14 protein-coding genes and 1 tRNA gene are annotated in these 16,708 nt (G+C 54.0%); 5 read left to right on the top strand and 10 right to left on the bottom strand.

Annotated features, from left to right (window positions below; genetic code table 11):
• The first annotated feature begins 154 nt into the window (after positions 1 to 154).
• The gene (locus DYY88_RS07495) at positions 155 to 2,188 is read left to right on the top strand and encodes a DNA phosphorothioation-associated putative methyltransferase (protein ID WP_039728670.1); all 2,034 of its coding nucleotides are present in this window, start codon (positions 155 to 157) and stop codon (positions 2,186 to 2,188) included.
• 23 nt (positions 2,189 to 2,211) lie between these two features.
• Here the strand turns inward: DYY88_RS07495 and DYY88_RS07490 are convergent, their stop codons facing one another.
• A complete protein-coding gene (locus DYY88_RS07490; RefSeq protein ID WP_039728671.1) occupies positions 2,212 to 2,784 on the bottom strand; it encodes a hypothetical protein in 573 nt (190 codons plus the stop codon).
• 128 nt (positions 2,785 to 2,912) lie between these two features.
• Between DYY88_RS07490 and cas12k the strand changes: the two genes are divergently transcribed.
• A complete protein-coding gene (gene cas12k, locus DYY88_RS07485) occupies positions 2,913 to 4,838 on the top strand; it encodes a type V CRISPR-associated protein Cas12k (protein WP_039730330.1) in 1,926 nt (641 codons plus the stop codon).
• 919 nt (positions 4,839 to 5,757) lie between these two features.
• Here the strand turns inward: cas12k and DYY88_RS07480 are convergent.
• The 7 genes from DYY88_RS07480 to DYY88_RS07455 all read right to left on the bottom strand — a co-directional run bounded on the left by DYY88_RS07480 (position 5,758) and on the right by DYY88_RS07455 (position 12,155).
• Positions 5,758 to 5,831: transfer RNA gene (locus tag DYY88_RS07480), tRNA-Pro, on the bottom strand.
• A gap of 86 nt (positions 5,832 to 5,917) precedes the next feature.
• Entirely contained in the window at positions 5,918 to 6,301 is a 384-nt protein-coding gene (locus tag DYY88_RS07475; RefSeq protein ID WP_039728672.1) for a hypothetical protein, read from the bottom strand.
• 275 nt (positions 6,302 to 6,576) lie between these two features.
• Positions 6,577 to 6,747 carry a CAB/ELIP/HLIP family chlorophyll-binding protein gene (locus tag DYY88_RS24040; protein WP_039730331.1) on the bottom strand — a complete coding sequence of 57 codons (171 nt, stop codon included), beginning with the start codon at positions 6,745 to 6,747 and terminating at the stop codon, positions 6,577 to 6,579.
• Positions 6,748 to 6,889: 142 nt separating this feature from the next.
• On the bottom strand, positions 6,890 to 8,590 hold the full coding sequence (locus tag DYY88_RS07470; RefSeq protein WP_039730332.1) for a putative bifunctional diguanylate cyclase/phosphodiesterase: 1,701 nt from the start codon (positions 8,588 to 8,590) through the stop codon (positions 6,890 to 6,892).
• Between the two features lie 273 nt (positions 8,591 to 8,863).
• Positions 8,864 to 10,216 carry a 3-phosphoshikimate 1-carboxyvinyltransferase gene (aroA, locus tag DYY88_RS07465; protein ID WP_039730333.1) on the bottom strand — a complete coding sequence of 451 codons (1,353 nt, stop codon included), beginning with the start codon at positions 10,214 to 10,216 and terminating at the stop codon, positions 8,864 to 8,866.
• A gap of 228 nt (positions 10,217 to 10,444) precedes the next feature.
• Complete coding sequence (locus DYY88_RS07460; RefSeq protein WP_039728673.1) at positions 10,445 to 11,161, bottom strand: NnrU family protein; 717 nt, start codon at positions 11,159 to 11,161, stop codon at positions 10,445 to 10,447.
• A 232-nt stretch (positions 11,162 to 11,393) separates the two neighbouring features.
• Entirely contained in the window at positions 11,394 to 12,155 is a 762-nt protein-coding gene (locus DYY88_RS07455) for a TIGR00297 family protein (RefSeq protein WP_039728674.1), read from the bottom strand.
• A gap of 222 nt (positions 12,156 to 12,377) precedes the next feature.
• Between DYY88_RS07455 and DYY88_RS07450 the strand changes: the two genes are divergently transcribed.
• From DYY88_RS07450 to DYY88_RS07440, 3 genes are read left to right on the top strand one after another with little or no spacing between them, the layout of a single operon-like run.
• A complete protein-coding gene (locus DYY88_RS07450) occupies positions 12,378 to 12,590 on the top strand; it encodes a type II toxin-antitoxin system VapB family antitoxin (RefSeq protein ID WP_039728675.1) in 213 nt (70 codons plus the stop codon).
• A complete protein-coding gene (gene vapC / locus DYY88_RS07445; protein ID WP_039728677.1) occupies positions 12,577 to 12,975 on the top strand; it encodes a type II toxin-antitoxin system VapC family toxin in 399 nt (132 codons plus the stop codon). Before DYY88_RS07450 ends, vapC begins: the two co-directional genes overlap by 14 nt.
• 30 nt (positions 12,976 to 13,005) lie before the next feature.
• A complete protein-coding gene (locus tag DYY88_RS07440; RefSeq protein WP_052288603.1) occupies positions 13,006 to 13,497 on the top strand; it encodes a phosphodiester glycosidase family protein in 492 nt (163 codons plus the stop codon).
• 156 nt (positions 13,498 to 13,653) lie between these two features.
• On the opposite strand, the gene DYY88_RS07435 is transcribed toward DYY88_RS07440, so the two are convergent.
• Both DYY88_RS07435 and DYY88_RS07430 read right to left on the bottom strand, forming a co-directional pair.
• Positions 13,654 to 16,191 (bottom strand): caspase, EACC1-associated type, encoded by a 2,538-nt coding sequence (locus tag DYY88_RS07435; protein ID WP_052288604.1) that lies wholly within the window; start codon positions 16,189 to 16,191, stop codon positions 13,654 to 13,656.
• Positions 16,192 to 16,289: 98 nt separating this feature from the next.
• On the bottom strand, positions 16,290 to 16,679 hold the full coding sequence (locus DYY88_RS07430; RefSeq protein WP_052288605.1) for a hypothetical protein: 390 nt from the start codon (positions 16,677 to 16,679) through the stop codon (positions 16,290 to 16,292).
• Between the last annotated feature and the right edge of the window lie 29 nt (positions 16,680 to 16,708).

Below are 16,708 nucleotides of genomic sequence, written 5' to 3'. Positions count from 1 at the left end.
CTTCAATACTATATGTGGAGTTCATCAACGCGAGAAAACTTAGATCTGACTCTATAATTTGGGGCTTATTCTTGCCAATCTAAGAACAGAACATTTTGGAAACTTCTCGGTAAGATGACTCTCATGAATTTGTTTGAGTAGCTTTACCCCCAGAATGCCTGGTATTTCGACGACCGAGCTTAATATTGTCCAGCTTTGCCAACGGAGCCAGGTCGGTAAAATACTCCCTGATGCGCTTTATGTTCATGCCTCAGCTTTGTCCAAGCTGGATCCTGCGCTTCAAAAGCTGGAGCAACTAGCTAGAAAGGTAACTTCTCAAGTCGAAAACGCGACGATTATTAAGTTCAGCTTCAACAAACCTCAAATCGTTTATCTGTTCTATCCCGATTTCGACGCTGAGGCGCATCCTGTCCTGCAAAGCAGTATTCAGGTCAATCTCAAGACGTTAGAGGCCGGAGAGCGAGACTATAGCAAGACGGATAATCCTCCGGTGCTGCATCGCAAGGAGACTTTCGTCACCCCGGACTATCCCCACTACGCCACCTTCGCCTGGCTCACGAAGCAGGAAGAGGTGTTGGGGCTGCTGGAAGATTCACGGGGCATCGGGCTGCGTCAGGCTTGGGAACGGCGACTGCGCGATCGCACCCTAGTCATCCACGATCACTACCTCGCCTGTCCCATTCAAACCGGAGCAAAACCAACTCAAGCGAAGCCCAAGATTCAGCGACATAAAGCTGCGATCGCCCGCGTCACCGCCTCCAAACCCGTTCGCCTTGCCGTTGAAGCGGGTCTTTTCCCGTCCGAAACCACTTACTTCGACTACGGTTGCGGTCACGGTGCCGACATCGAATACATCAAGCGGCTGGGCCTCTTTAGTGCTGGCTGGGATCCCTACTATCGCCCCGATGAAAGCCATGTGTCTGCCGATGTGGTGAACCTCGGCTATATCATCAACGTCATCGAAGACACCGCTGAGCGCCGCGAAGCCCTGGTCAATGCCTGGAACCTGGCGCAAAAGGTTCTGATTGTGGCGGCTCAAGTACTGATCAGCGATCGCACCCGTGGCGTCATTGCCTACGGCGACGGCATCATCACCAGCCGCAACACCTTCCAGAAATACTACGAACAGGAAGAACTGAAGTCCTACATTGACCAGGTTTTAGGCGTGGATGCCATTCCCGTTGCCCTCGGCATCTATTTCGTCTTCCGCGATGAAGCCCAGGCCGAAATTTTTCGTGCGTCCCGCTTCCGCTCCCGTGCCACCGCACCCCGCATTCGCCTCAAGGTCAACAAGTTCGAGGAATACCGCGAGCTGCTGCAACCGCTGATGGATTTCTATACCGATCGCGGTCGCCTCCCTGCCGTGGAAGAACTCGACCAGGGTGCCCTGGGGCCACTTCAGTCAGAGTTTGGCAGCATCAAGCGAGCGTTCAAGGTCATCCTGCAAGCCACCGATGCCGGGGAATGGGATGCCATCTCCGACAAACGCCGTAATGACCTGCTGGTGTATCTAGCCCTCAGCCACTTCGGCAAGCGCCCTAAGTTCAAAGATCTCTCCCCCACTATCCGCACCGACATCAAAGCCCTCTTCGGCAGCTACCAGCAAGCCTGCACCGCCGCCGACCTGATGCTAATGAGCTTAGGCCGTACAGAACTCATTGAAGAACGGTGTCGTCAGAGTGCGATCGGGCAGCAGCGCCCCAACTCCCTTTGGGTGCATGTCTCCGCGATCGATCAACTCGATCCGCTGCTGCGCCTCTACGAAGGCTGCGCCTCCCGCACCATCAGACGGCCCGAAGTAGCCACCGTGGTGAAGTTCCATGTCCAGAAGCCCCAGATTACCTATCTGTTCTATCCTAGCTTTGACAAGGAACCGCACCCGGCCTTGCATACCAGCATGGCCATTGGTCTCCGCGATCTGCATGTCCGCTACCGCGACTACGACCCGGAAAATCCCCCCTTACTGCACCAGAAGGATCAGCTCATCACCGAGGACTATCCCGGCTATGCCAAGTTCGCCAAGCTCAGCCAACAAGAGCGCAAGTGGGGCTTGCTGGAAGACCCCAAGGCAATATTTGACCATCACGGTTGGGAGCAGTGCTTAGCTGAGCGTGGAGCAGAATTGCGGGGCCATCGAGTAGTCTGGCGCAAGGATGCTACCGAATATCAGAGGCAATCCGCACGCTAGTTTTTGCTAATGCAGAACAGCAATTAGACTTCCTTCAGACGATCTTGCCAATGTTCGATGCCTTTACGGGTGGGGGTACCTCTGTCAGTAAACGTCCACATATCGCTTTTATGCTGCGGCCCATAACTCACATGAATTGGTCGCTCTGCCCCATAAAAATATAGTGAGTCAAACGACAATCCCTGTGCCACAATCCAAGCCACCAACTCATCACTTGGCAAATCCACAACTCTAAAATCACACGCCGCCCCCAACCGCGAGCAGTAGTAATTCCCATTCCGGTTCACCTCATGGGCCATGTGCTGATCCAGATTCGGACTGACTTTGCCGTTCTTCAGACCTGTTAACGGATCCTTTTTCGCTAGCCATCGTTTCAAATCTGTAGAGCAAAACCCATAGGTGAGCTGAAAGCGCTCACGGCCAAACGCCTCAATCACCGGATCGATGATGTACAGGCACAACGCCTCTATTGCTGGAACCGTCTCATCCCAGTTATTTGGATAGGGATCAATTTGGTCAGCATACTTGCTGTACGTCTGCGTGCAGGTGCAAAACTCCTCCAGCGTCAAATACTTGCCTAACTTTTGAGGCGTCATTTCCAGACTCACTAAATTGAGCGACTCAGCGCAATACAAACTTCCATCAAAAGGACATCAGCAATACAAATAAACCAGTTAAAATGGTACAGATGAATTATATTTGCGCTCTTTCTATTAAGTTTGTCATGAGTAAGATCACGATTCAGTGCCGTCTCGTTGCTTCAGAAGCCACTCGCCAGTACCTCTGGCACCTAATGGCTGATATCTACACGCCATTTGTCAACGAGATCCTGAGGCAGATTAGGGAAGACGACAATTTTGAGCAATGGCGCCAATCAGGCAAGATTCCTGCCAGTGTATTTGAGGACTACCGCAAGACCCTAAAAACCGAGTCACGGTTTCAAGGAATGCCTGGCCGCTGGTATTACGCTGGCCGCGAGGAAGTAAAGCGAATCTATAAATCTTGGCTAGCTCTCCGCCGCCGTCTCAGAAATCAATTAGCAGGGCAAAACCGATGGCTGGAGGTGCTCCAAAGTGATGAAACCTTAATGGAAGTATCCGGCCTTGATCTCTCTGCCCTCCAAGCAGAAGCCAGCCAACTTCTAAATATTCTGGGTTCAAAAAACAAGACCTCTAAGAATCGCTCGAAAAAAGCCAAAGGTAAGCCCAAGGGCAAATCGGCCAAAGACCCAACGCTTTACCAAGCCCTTTGGGAGCTTTATCGAGAAACCGAAGATATAGCTAAAAAATGTGTGATCGCTTATCTACTCAAACACAAGTGTCAGGTACCAGACAAACCAGAAGATCCAAAGAAATTTCGACATCGCCGCCGCGAGGCCGAGATTCGCGCAGAACGTCTCAATGAACAATTGATCAAGACTCGGTTGCCTAAAGGTCGAGATTTAACTAATGAGCAGTGGCTACAGGTACTGGAGATCGCGACCAGGCAAGTTCCCAAAGATGAAGACGAAGCTGCTATCTGGCAATCTCGGCTACTTACTGATGCTGCTAAGTTCCCTTTTCCTGTAGCTTATGAAACAAACGAAGACCTCAAGTGGTTTCTCAATGGCAAAGGACGACTGTGTGTCAGCTTCAACGGCCTTAGTGAGCATACCTTCGAGGTTTACTGCGGCCAGCGACAACTCTATTGGTTCAATCGCTTTTTAGAAGATCAACAAATCAAAAAAGAGAACCAGGGAGAACGTTCTGCTGGACTCTTTACCCTGAGGTCAGGACGCCTCGTATGGAAGCCTTATTCATCAGATGCCAGTAGGAGTGACCCTTGGATGGCAAACCAATTAACTCTACAATGCAGCGTTGACACTCGACTTTGGACTGCAGAAGGCACTGAACAAGTCCGTCAAGAAAAAGCGACCAGCATTGCCAAAGTCATTGCCGGAACGAAGGCCAAAGGCAACCTCAATCAGAAGCAACAAGATTTCATTACCAAGCGAGAGAAAACCCTTGAGTTGTTGCATAACCCGTTTCCTCGCCCCAGCAAGCCCCTCTACCAAGGCAAGCCATCCATAATTGCAGCCGTCAGCTTTGGACTAGAGAAGCCAGCTACATTAGCGATCGTGGATATCGTGACAGATAAGGCAATAACCTATCGCAGCATTCGTCAACTACTAGGCCAAAACTATAAACTCTTCACCAAACACAGACTGAAGCAGCAACAGTGTGCTCACCAACGACACCAAAACCAGGTAGAAAGCGCTGAGAATAGAATCTCCGAAGGTGGACTAGGAGAGCATTTAGACTCGTTAATTGCCAAAGCCATCCTAGAAACTGCCGCAGAATATGGAGCCAGCAGCATTGTGCTCCCTGAGCTAGGGAATATCCGCGAAATCATCCATGCAGAAATCCAGGCTAAAGCTGAACGTAAAATTCCTGGTCTCAAGGAGAAGCAAGACGAATATGCAGCCAAGTTTCGAGCCAGCGTCCATCGCTGGAGCTATGGCCGTTTAGCTCAGAAGGTCACGACCAAAGCTTCTCTCCACGGCCTTGAGACTGAATCGACCCGTCAGTCATTGCAAGGAACCCCTCAAGAAAAAGCAAGAAACTTAGCGATCTCTGCTTACGAGTCACGGAAAGTCGCTCAAAGAGCTTGACAAGTTCGCACGTACTACTAAAATATACCTAGCGCCTAAGCTCATGCCGTCAGTGGCCTCTGTGCTCAGAAAAAAGGCTAGTTTGACGGTCTGAACACCGTCCTGCTTTCTGGCCCAGATGACTATCCATCCCCGAAGTTGTGAGCGCACGCAGCAAGAGGGCACGGGTTCTGGAGTGATGGTTATCAAGTTCACCTCCGAGCAAGGAGGAATCCACCCAAAACTTAAAATTGGCAAACCTAAGCGAGGTCAAGATCCCTAGGAGGTTTGCCAAAGTTCTAAAGCTCTTTATCCACACAAGTTTGAACGAGTTGTTTCGTTCAAATTGCTAGCTCCCTAGAATTTTTCTGTAGAGTTAGATTGAGCTTTGCCAAATTTAGCCTGAAAAGCTTGTGGGGTATGCCTTTCCGATGGCAAGGGTCGCCAAAAGCATTTCAGGGCAGGGCGGGTTGAAAGTAGCGACTATTCCGGGCACGATCGAGAACATGAGGTCGCCAAAAGCATTTCAGGGCAGGGCGGGTTGAAAGTCTAGTGAAATAATCGAAAAAAGGATCGCTATGCAGGTCGCCAAAAGCATTTCAGGGCAGGGCAGATTGAAATCGCTAGGGCCTGCCTGATTACGACCAACTTGTTTCATCAGAGCGATACAGATGAAATCTTAGAATATTTGTACTTGATTCAATATCGGCGTTAACATATCAAGCAGGTGGATTGAAAGGCGCACTTCGTTCGGGAAAGGGCAGCTTAGTCTTGATAAGTGCTTTTTTAGATGCAAACTCGATCGACGACAATATTGTGTGATCAGTCGCATCTAGCAACTAAACGACACGAATGTGTGATGGACGACAGCGAAATAGTTACGATGACACGAATGTGTTATCGATGACAAATAATATGTTACTCGACAACTTTGAAAGAATCGGGATGAGAGGATTCGAACCTCCGGCCCCTTCGTCCCGAACGAAGTGCGCTACCAAGCTGCGCTACATCCCGTAGTTATCAGATACTAAATTAGCATAGAGGCGCGATCGCTGTTCATTGCCTTTGAAAATTGAAAACCGTTCATAGTCATCACATCGCTAGTACCTTTCGGTTCTTTGCATGGGATCTTGCTCAAGGGCTGACTGCTGAACATCCGTTGTCTGCCAATAGGCATGAGTGGACTCGGTTGGGGGGACGATCGCTGTATCAGATTCACCTGATTGAGTGAGTACTACCGACGATGACTCGGTCAATGCCAATGGCTCTGACGCATGCGAAAAGATCACTGATTGATCAGGCAAGTCAAGGGGATAGCGGTATTTGTGCCAGCCCCGGCCAGCTAAGGTGCCGCTAACGACCAAGACGCCTAGAAAGGCTAGCAGGGCTTGACCTTCGGCCATCCCTAACAAAATATTGACAGTGCCCGCTGTCACGACGGTGCTAATGATGGGTTCTCTTTGAAAACAGCGTTTGATGAACACAGTGGGCTCAGAACTGGACGACAAAACGGAACAACAGTATCAACAGCGGTGACACTGATAGCCAGGCGATGGGGCACGCATGAAAGTTGGGTGCGGGCTTTCCTATCATGGCGTGCTGGCCCGATGGATAGGCAGCCTGTCAGTCATCAACTTTAGAGGCATTGCTCCATTCAAGCGACACCTGCGGCTAAACCTTCACAACTTTAGAAAGGGCATCTCCCAGCTATGGGCATCACTGGGACAGCTAGAATAGCGACACACCGCCCTGGTCAGACTTAGGCTAAGCCAAGCCAGGTCATAATCCCTTTGCCCGTTAAGTATTCAATGGCGACGATCGCCACAAACCCGATCATCGCGGCGCGGCCGTTGAGCTTTTCGGCGTAGGTGGTAAACCCGGCTTTGGGTCTGGCGATCGTGGGCGTGACAGTCGGCTCTAAGTTAGTCATGTTGGCGTGGGTAAAATCCGGAAAACTACCCCTGATCATCCTAAGCAATGACTAAAACGTCAATTTCGGATCTCCGCCATCGTGAGCGTGTGCCGGGTGTCGAGCAAGACTCCGGAGGATTGGGGGTTGGCTCTGGAGAAATTTAGAGGCGCTGGGCAAATTCGGTCGCATTCATCGGTGGCCCAACCCAATAGCCCTGGATTAAGTCGCAGCCAAACGACTTGAGGGTGAACATTTCGAGTTCGATTTCGATACCTTCGGCGATGATTTTGAGTCCTAAGTCGTGGGCCATGGCAATTACATGCTTAAGAATGGCTTGATTGGTGACATTTTCGTGAATGTTGCGCACAAATGAAGTGTCAATTTTGAGAATGTCGATGGGCAGCTGTTGCAGGTAGCTGAGGGAGGCATAGCCCGTCCCAAAATCATCCAGCGCGATGCGCACGCCCAGGGCTTTGAGCTCATGCAAGAGCGCGATCGCCGGTTCGACATCTTGCATCAAAGCGGTTTCAGTGACTTCGAGTTCCAGGTGATCGGGCGGGAGTTGCGTGAGGGTTAAAATATCGCGAATTTGCTGCACCAGACTAGCCTGGTTAAGCTGCACGCTGGAAAGGTTGACGGCGATCGCCACGACGGGCTGTCCCGAATGCAGCCATTCAGCGGTCTGGCCGCAAACCGTTTTTAACACCCAGTCCCCAATGGCGACAATGAGTCCCGTTTCTTCTGATAGGGGAATAAATTTGCCGGGTGAAATATAACCCGTTTCGGGATGTTGCCAACGAATCAAAGCTTCGGCACCGACGATGCGACCCTGGCTCAAGCTGTATTTGGGCTGATACCAGACTTCAAATTCCTCCCGTTCGAGGGCATAGCGTAGCCAGGTTTCAATTTGCAATTCATCACCCGAGACGACGGGCAAATCCGATCGATAAAACCGATAGGAATTGCTTTTTTGCAATTTGGCCCAATCGAGGGCGGCATCGGCCTGACGTAATAAGACGCTCAGGTCGGTCGAATCTTCGGGAAATAGGGCAATGCCAATGCTGGCGGTCATAAATACTTGCTGGCCAGGCAGGGAAAACGAATGCCCCAGGCTGGTGAAAATATCGGCCACGATCTCAAGGACGGCCCCTCGATCAGGCGGGGCGGGCACGACGATCGCAAACTGGTTGCCGGTGAGTCGCGCCACCGCCGTCGACCGGGGCAAAATGCCGGTGAGTCGCTGGGCCGCCGCCGTGAGCAGCATGTCGCCCGCTCCGTAGCCCAGGGTGTTGTTGACCTGGCGCAGACGGTCGAGGCTGAGGCTGAGTAGGGCCACTTGTTGGTTGCCCTTAGCTGCCCGCCGCATGGCTTGCTCTAGCCGCTGTTTTAACAGTCGGTAGTTGGGCAGTTCGGTCAGACTGTCGTACTGCGATAAGCGATTGAGGCGCTCAGCGGTGTGCCGCATCAAGGTGTTGTAGCGGGTGGTGAGGGCGTCTTGTTTGCGCAGGCGAATGGCGATCGCATCGAGCAAATCGCGATCGCTAAAGGGCACAATCAGGCAGTCATCTGCCCCCAAGCTGACAGACTGGCGCCAGCGCAATTCATTGCGAATTGTGGTGAGCAAAATGATGGGAATGGAGAGCAAGTCAGGCTCGTGCTGCAAGTATTGCAACAGCTCAAAGTTGTCGCCCCCAGACAGCTCTAAGCCGCACAAAATCAAATCAGGATATTGTTTGCGGATGATTTCGAGCGCTAGAGTGCTGTCTTCCGTGATCAGGGTTTCGTACCCTTCTTGGGCCAGCAGGGCCAAGTGAGCGTCGCGCTGCTCGCCCGCAGCTTCAATAACTAAAATCTTGCGCATATGACTGTTAACGGACACCAGCAAAAATAAGGTCAGGCGGTGAGGTGAAACCCACGCTCGAGACGCCACGTTTGAAACTAAATAGAGTTGAAACGCAGCGTTGTAGTGAAAAATGGCTGCAGTCACGATAGGAAAAAGGACGTTGTTGTCTGGACCCATGAGCCAGGAAACAATTGACTTTACCTTGCCCTAAGCTTGACTGAGTTGGGGATAGCGGTTGCAAATCTTCTTAAGTTTAAGGATTACTCAAGAATGGTTCGCAACAGGCAGAGCCTAGTGGTGACAAACGTGTTCTAGCGTGGCTAAAAAGGTTGGATAGGAAATGGCCGCCGCTTCGGCCCGTTGCACGGTCGTGGTGCCTTGGGCGCGGAGGGCCGCGATCGCGAGACTCATGCCGATCCGATGATCGGTAAAGCTATCCACTGTAGTGCCCTGTAAGGTCGAGAGGCCGCCAGGAATTTCGAGACCATCCGGGAGTTCGGTGACGTTGGCCCCCAAGCGATTCAGTTCGGCGGCCATCACCGCGAGGCGATCGCTCTCCTTGACCCGCAATTCTGCGGCATCTTTGATCACGGTCGGACCCTCGGCAAACAGCGCGGCCACAGCGAGGATCGGAATTTCATCAATCATGCGAGGAATCAGATCGCCGCTAAAGGTGGCCCCGCGCAACTGACTGTAGCGCACCCGCAAATCCGCCACGGGTTCCCCGGTGACCAGACGTTCGTTTTCCAACGTGATGTCGGCGTTCATGGCTTGCAGCGCTTCTAAAACGCCCGTGCGGGTGGGGTTAATGCCAACGTTTTCGATCACCAATTCTGAACCGGGAATGATGGCAGCACCGACTAACCAAAAGGCCGCCGAGCTAATGTCTCCTGGCACAATCACTGTCTGACCAGTCAGGGTCGCAGGACCGTTGACCGTCACCGTGCAGTTAGCCTGGTCAACAGTGAGGTCAGCCCCAAAGGCTTGCAACATGCGTTCACTGTGATCGCGCGACAGACTGGGTTCGGTCACGGTGGTGGCCCCGTCCGTCAGCAGCCCCGCCAGCAGCACGCATGATTTGACTTGGGCCGAGGCGATGGGCGAGTAGTAGTGAGTGGGCTTCAAAGCTTGTCCCTGCACGGCTAAGGGGGCCAGCCGATTGCCCTGACGTCCCCAAATGGTGGCCCCCATTTGTTGCAGCGGTGTAATCACCCGGCCCATGGGGCGCGATCGCAGCGAGCCATCCCCCGTGACGGTAAAAAAGCGATCAGGATGCGACGCTAACAGCCCCAACATGAGTCGCAAGGTGGTGCCCGAGTTGCCCGCATCCAATACATCGGCAGGCTCTTGCAAGTTACCCAGGCCAACCCCCTGCACCGTCACCCACTCGTCTTCCAGGTTGGAAACATTCACCCCCATGGCCTGAAAGCATTTGGCAGTGCTGCGCGGATCTTCGCCTAACAGCAGTCCTTGAATACGGGTTTCGCCTTGGGCGATCGCTCCCAACATCAACGCCCGATGAGAAATTGACTTATCACCCGGCACCTGAATCTTGCCCGTAAGCGCCACCCCCTCAGCCGGAACTGTGACCGTGAGTTGTTGATGGGGCGGCGAAGACGTTAATTGCAATAGCGATCCAGTCATGGTGATGTGTTTAATGAACCGCAGCAATCTTACGGTTTCCGCTGGCTTCCGACAAGAGAGGGCAACGCTACAGCCCACTAGATGGCTGATTTCGCCGCCGCTCAATGAGCGATAGGGTCTGCCAGATAAAACGTTGAGGGTTGAGTGGAGTCGTCACTCCTCCAGGCCGTGCTGCCGCGAAGTGCCTCCGTGGAGAGAAAACCTGTCTGCTAAATTGTGACTGCCGACTTACCAGGTGAGCTGTTGGCTCGCTTGGATGAGTTTGGGATGCACCCACCAGAATCCCAGGACAAACAACAGAATGCCCACATAGGCGGGTTTCACAAACTCCAGCAGTTTGAGTTCTTGTCGCCCTTGCAGGATGGCGAGAAAGGGGATCACCGACGTGCGCTCTTTCACTTTGAGGAAGGCGTCGCCATACTTCGCTTGCCAGCGGCGATCGCCATGCCACACGGCAAATAAATGGTGGGCGATTAATCCCGCTGAAGTCACCAGCATAAAGGTGGTGCCCAGCCACAGGGTATGGGCGATGCACCAGAGCACCTGTCCCACCATTTGGGGGTGGCGAGTGATGCGAATGATGCCTGTTTCGTAAAGGTGGATTTCGGGCTTTTGGATGGCGGCGATTTCCAGCAGGTTAAAGGTGGCGGGATAGAGAAAGACGAAGGAAATGGCGGAGGCAATCCAGACGCCTTCAAACATGCCGGGGACGCCTTGCACATTCCACAATTGCGCGCCGTCGTAGCGGTGAATGATGAAGTAAATGATCAGCACACTGGCGAAGGGAATGCTGACCAGGGCAAAGAGGACGCGATAGGCGCGGGCACCGATAAGTTTTTCGCCCCGGGGCCGGAGGGCGGCGAGGCCGCTGTGGGCGATCGCAAAGCCGACCAACAACCCCACGATGATGAAGTGACTGGGGGTTAACCAAGATAACGCTGCCATAGTGCCAAAACCATGCCTGCTGGGTGAACAAATGCCCTACAGTGCCTGCTCATCGTTATTCCCCAACGAACAGTCGACCGTAGAGATTTTCTATCGGTAGCGTGGCGTTTACTGATCCCCCTTAATCCCCCTTGAAAAGGGGGACTTCCCGCCGAGATATTAATAGCCCCTTTTTCAAGGGGGCGGCGACAGTGGGGGATCTAAGACCTGCTATCCACATTCATCGTAAAGCTTAGAAGAATATTAAGGCCAGTAAAATCGCGGCGATCGCCCCAATGGTCGTATTCACGATATTGACCAGTTCATTCGTCAACCAGGGCAGTTGTTCTTGTAGCGTTGCCCCGATGACGCTTTCTGCATTGGTGGCGATGAAAGCGGCGATCAGGCACAGTAGCGCTCCCACGGGGGTAATCAAGCCAGTCGCCAAACCGACTGCCGCCATCACCGCCGAGCCCACAACGCCCGCCAAGGTTCCTTCCAGGCTGACTGCTCCCTCGGTGCCTGCTGGAACGGGGCGCAGGGTGGTAATCAAAAAGGTGCGCTTGCCGTAGGCTTTGCCGACTTCGCTGGCGGTGGTGTCCGACAGCTTGGTGGCGAAACTGGCCACGTAGCCTAGGCTGAGCAGCCCCACCCATAAATTCGTCTCTGTCAGCCAGCCCTGTTGCGCGACGAAAATGCCGATCGCACACAGCGTCGCCGTCAGCGCGGAACCCCACACGTTTTCCGGCCCCCGCACCCCGGAACGCTTTTCGGCAATACCCGCCGCTTCTTTTTCCGCCATGCCGATGCGGGTGACGGCTGTGCCCACCAAAAAGTACACCATGACGACGGTGTAGCCCTGCCAGCCCAAACAGCCCCATACCAACACCCCCAGCACCCAGGCGTGCAGATAGCCCGCTGGGGTCAGCAGCTTTTTCGGCAGAAACCAGGCGATCGCTAGCAGTATCGAGTTGAGGGCGATCGCGACTATCCAGGGCAGGGCAGCGGGGGGCATGGCAAAGGTTCCGGAAAAATGGACGGGGGCATGTTTCCAGCATGGAGCGATCGCCCAAGCTCGTCAATCGTCCAACTGCACCCTGCTTTTTCAAAGGTTTAGCGGAAATTGGGCTGATGTATTCGCAAGCCGTTGCAGAATCGATAGAATTTTCACAACGGCAACTGGATCGAAACTGCTCCCACGAACGACATTTGCACAACTAGCCATACATTCTTCGCCATGCAAATTACCCTCAACCTTGATGATGCCTTGCTGGACGAAGCCGCCAAGCTGACGAATCTGGCTAGTCGAGAAGCGTTGATCAATTTGGCCCTGCAAGAGTTTGTGCAGTCGCACCGTCAGAAAAATCTGCTTGATTTGGCGGGCCAGATTCAGCTAGCCCCCGATTTTGACCACAAAATATTGCGTGAGATGCCCCGTGCTGCTGATTGATACCTCAGTTTGGATTGCGGTTTTTCGCGATCGCAGCGGTCAGGTTCGCCAAACCCTAGAGACTCTGATCGCTGGACGCGACATCTTAATTACTCGATTTACCCAACTTGAACTTTTGCAGGGCAGTCTCAACGACCAAGAATGGGCCACGCTTTCTAGTTATTTAGAAACCCAGACCTATGCCGAGCTTTCGCCATCGTCCTGGCAAGCTGCCGCCCGCATTTACTATGACTTGAGGCGTCAAGGGTTAACGGTGCGGAGCCCCATCGACTGCTGCATTGCCCAGGCAGCATTGGAGCACAACTTGATTTTGATTCACCGCGATCGCGATTTTGAGACCATCACCCAGGTGCGTCCCCTGCAACACCGACGCTTGGATGCCTAATCCTTTCTGTAAGGCGATCACACCAACATTTTGGGCATTGGCATCGCCGATGGCGAGACCTATTCACCCGCACAACCGACTTGGCCGGCCCTGTGTTTTGCTGGCGATAACCGTGCCCAAATTGTCGCTGAAGGGAATTGTCCGATGGGGACGCAGCAAGCCGTTGCGGGCAATCAACAATTGGTCGCGAATGGTGTAGCGGTACCGTTCGACTTTAGCGATCGGGCTTATGCCCGGGTCATGGCTGTGGTGAGTGCCGACGGCAATGAACTCTCTCTCGTCGTGGTGGATGGCAAACAGCCGCACTACAGCGAAGGGGCAACGTTGACGCAACTTACTGAGATGGCCCTCAATCTCAACGCTGATGCCGCTCTAAACCTCGACGGGGGTGGCTCAACAACGCTGATCATTGAGACCTCTAGTGGTTCTCAGCCGCTCAATGCGCCGATTCATACTAAATGGCCTCTACGGCAACGTCCGGTGGCAAATAATCTGGGCATTCGGGCTCAGCCGCCAAACTGACGCTATGTTGGATGCGGAAATGTCGAGTGGAAAAAACAAAAAAATCGAGGCGCTTAGCGCCAGGGGAGAGAGCACCAGTAGGGAATATAAAGAAATGTAAAGCAGAAGAGGGCTCTAGCGCAGCGGCACGCAGTGCAAGGGCAAAAGAGCAGAGGGCTAAGTCCTGGGGGGAGAACAGACCACCCGAAAACCGATGTCGTAGTTGCGGAGGTCGGGCGTAAGCCTGAGCCGAGACGCGGAACGGCAGAGCCTCGGATCGACGTTCCAGGCGCCGCCGCGTATCACCCGTCCGTTTTGCTCTCCTCCTGCTGTCCAAGCGGTGCCGTCGCTGGGAGCACCATCATAGGTGTAGTGCCACCCATCAGCACACCATTCCCACACATTGCCGTGGAGGTCGTACAGACCCAACCCATTGGGCAGAAATTGTCCGACTTCGGTGGTTTGCTGCCGGTAGGTGCCCTCTGGCCCCTGACCATAGCTGTAGTTGCCGTCGTAGTTGGCTAAATCGGGCGTCAGGGTCGGCCCAAAGGCAAAGGGTGTTGAGGTGTGGGCGCGACAAGCATATTCCCATTCCGCCTCGCTGGGCAGTCGATACCGTTTTCCGGTGCGGTCAGTCAGCGCCTTACAAAACGCCACCGCATCCTGCCAAGCCCCCCTTTCGACCGGACGCTGATCACCCTTAAAGTGGCTGGGATTTTTGCCTGTGATGGCAGCATATTGTGCCTGGGTTACCGCAAACTTGCCCAGGCTAAATTCCGGCACCGTCACCCGATGCTGGGGGGGTTCATCACTGAAGGCACCCGCCTCGTCCTCCGATGCCCCCATCAAAAACTCTCCACCAGGGATGTACACCATCTCCAGAGTGACGCCATTGCCCAGGTCTTCGACAAAGCATTCTGCTTCACCAGCAATGCGCTCGACAATGTCACCACGCTCATTCACCCGCATCGTCTCAAATGGATAGCTTTGGGCCGTCATCCCCCACCGTTCTGACCAATGAGGCACTCTGGGATTTACGGGTTGGGCTGGCTCCCCTATTGCATTTGCTGGTTCAGGTAGTTGACGACGAAGTTTCTGCGCTACGGCCTGAAACTTGCGGCCCAAGCTACCGACCTTCGTCAACTGCGTGGGTAAGTGACCGGGCGGGGCTGACAGGTTATAGGTATAGCCTTCGGGTTCTTTCCAATAGCCTTCCGGGGGCTTCCAACCGAGCTGGATGCCTACCGTTCGCATCGTTTCGAGATCGACATGGGCCCCCGCGCTTTCCCATGCCGCAATTTGCAAGCTCAAACCAAAGCGATCGCTCGAATAGGCTTGCCAGAGTTGGTCAATGGTTTGTAAATCGGTCGCCGGAAAATTTTCCCAATCTTCGCCCCGCAGCCAGCCCGCCGTCGTGCGCCCAGCAATTTTCAGCATCTGTTGGCGGGTGAATTGATCGGCTTCCTGCCACTGTTGCGATCGCAGCAGTTCCACCAAGGGCTGATAATCAATGCCCCGGGCTGACCGCAGGGGGATATCGATCGCTGGCAGCTGGATTTGGGATGGCTCTGGCAACGCTGGCTGAGTTATCTCAGGTGGGGAAAACAGCCGAGAGACCATCGCGCGGACATCGCCACGCACGGATAATGCCTGCAATGTTTTAATCACCAGGGGCCGCACATCGCGATCGCGTAAATTCAGCAGCTTTTGCAAATCTTGCAGATCCGCGATCGCGTCATCGCCCAAAGGATATTCCACCTCAATTTCAGCCAAAAGCGCCTGACGATAAGTGTCGAGGTGCGCCTGCTTTTGGGCATAAGGTTGCAGCTCTTGAGTTTCTAACTCGGCAGCCCGCTGGGGCGGGAGTTGGAGTTGCTGTTGCAGCGTATTTAGATAAACCCGTCCGGCTCCCCCGATCTGCCCTCGGCGAATTTTGCTACGAATGGCTTCGCGATAGGTGAGTTCGCGGGTGGCGATCGCGGCCTTCGCAATCTGAATGGCTTGCCCCTGCCGCGCATTAAAAATTTCTGGCGACATGGTGGGGGCCACCTTCTGCACCTGGGTCCGCAAATAGTCGTGCAGTTGCCCCACCGAAATGTAAGCATTTCCCCGCTTGGCAGCCGCCCCCGTCCGTAAGCCCTCAGTCAGGTAGCGCGTATAAACCGACAACGGTTCACCCTCTTGTTCCAGAGCGTAGTTGCGGGCTGTTGCCGCCGTCAAGACCACCCAGCCCTTGCCCCCCAGTTCCGCTTCCAGATCAACGCCGCCGTCATCCATGGTCAAAAAGCCCTCAGCAAAGGCCGCCCCAAAGCAGCAGTCCAGAATGATCACCTTGCGCTGGGCGTAGCAGTTGCCCATCACCCGCTTCACAAACTCCGCTTCCACCGCCGTCCCCGGATTCAGCCGACCGTTGTCGAAGAGTTGCGTTTGCGCTGTGGTGAGATAAAACTCCCCGGTCATGTCTTTGATGCCGTGCCCGGTGAAATAAAACAGCGCCAGATCCGACTTCGCCAGCCGCCCAAACACTGCCCCAATCTGGCTACGCATGGTGCCCACATCCGGGTCAATCAGAGGAATCACCTCATCAAAGCCGCCAATCTCCGGCTCCGCCAGCACCGTGTTCATCGCATTCACGCCATTGGCAGGACATTGGAGCGTTTTCAATCCACTGCCATAGTTGCCAATGCCAATTAACAGGGCGACTTTTTTACCCATGCCCGCTTCGTCAATGCCCGTGTTTCGCCTCTTCTATTAAACCCTCGATTCACCGCAAATTCGTTATCGAGAGGATGAGCCAAAGACCTGGCGCAGCATCAGCTATCCTGTGCCAGGTCTTTGGCGGCGGCGACCAGCTTTTCGAGGGTGGCGTCCAGGTCTTCGGGGCGCAGGTTCTCAACGGTAAGCTCGCGATCGCCCGCCTTGACCGTAAAGCTAATGGGCTTGCCCGGTAAACGCCCCTGCACTTCTTGCCCCAGTCGCTTGAGATTAGCGATCGTGACTTCAGCGGTGAGGATACTCCACAACCAGGCGGCCCCCATGCCGCCTTTGGGCGCTGCCGGGTCGGCCACCCGTTCCACCCGCTCCACTTCATCAAAGCCATTCATCTCGCGAAACAGCAGTTCAGTTACCGTTTCTTGCTGGGCCTCGGGCATGTCGGCATCGGCCTCGCGCCAATCAATGATGAGCCGGATCGTGTCTGCCATCGGTCGTACTCTTCCTGGTTAATCAACGT

Source organism: Leptolyngbya iicbica LK (assembly GCF_004212215.1).
Lineage (GTDB): Bacteria > Cyanobacteriota > Cyanobacteriia > Phormidesmidales > Phormidesmidaceae > Halomicronema > Halomicronema iicbica.
Note: the sequence above shows the minus strand (reverse complement) of the source record. Positions and strands in the feature narration are given on the sequence as shown.

Coding starts and splice junctions, on each gene's coding strand:
- cas12k (WP_039730330.1), top strand. CDS start 2,913: ATGAGTAAGATCACGATTCAGTGCCGTCTCGTTGCTTCAGAAGCCACT.
- DYY88_RS07455 (WP_039728674.1), bottom strand. CDS start 12,155: ATGCCCCCCGCTGCCCTGCCCTGGATAGTCGCGATCGCCCTCAACTCG.
- DYY88_RS07490 (WP_039728671.1), bottom strand. CDS start 2,784: ATGACGCCTCAAAAGTTAGGCAAGTATTTGACGCTGGAGGAGTTTTGC.
- DYY88_RS07460 (WP_039728673.1), bottom strand. CDS start 11,161: ATGGCAGCGTTATCTTGGTTAACCCCCAGTCACTTCATCATCGTGGGG.
- aroA (WP_039730333.1), bottom strand. CDS start 10,216: ATGACTGGATCGCTATTGCAATTAACGTCTTCGCCGCCCCATCAACAA.
- DYY88_RS07430 (WP_052288605.1), bottom strand. CDS start 16,679: ATGGCAGACACGATCCGGCTCATCATTGATTGGCGCGAGGCCGATGCC.
- DYY88_RS07450 (WP_039728675.1), top strand. CDS start 12,378: ATGCAAATTACCCTCAACCTTGATGATGCCTTGCTGGACGAAGCCGCC.
- DYY88_RS07435 (WP_052288604.1), bottom strand. CDS start 16,191: ATGGGTAAAAAAGTCGCCCTGTTAATTGGCATTGGCAACTATGGCAGT.
- DYY88_RS07495 (WP_039728670.1), top strand. CDS start 155: ATGCCTGGTATTTCGACGACCGAGCTTAATATTGTCCAGCTTTGCCAA.
- DYY88_RS24040 (WP_039730331.1), bottom strand. CDS start 6,747: ATGACTAACTTAGAGCCGACTGTCACGCCCACGATCGCCAGACCCAAA.
- DYY88_RS07470 (WP_039730332.1), bottom strand. CDS start 8,590: ATGCGCAAGATTTTAGTTATTGAAGCTGCGGGCGAGCAGCGCGACGCT.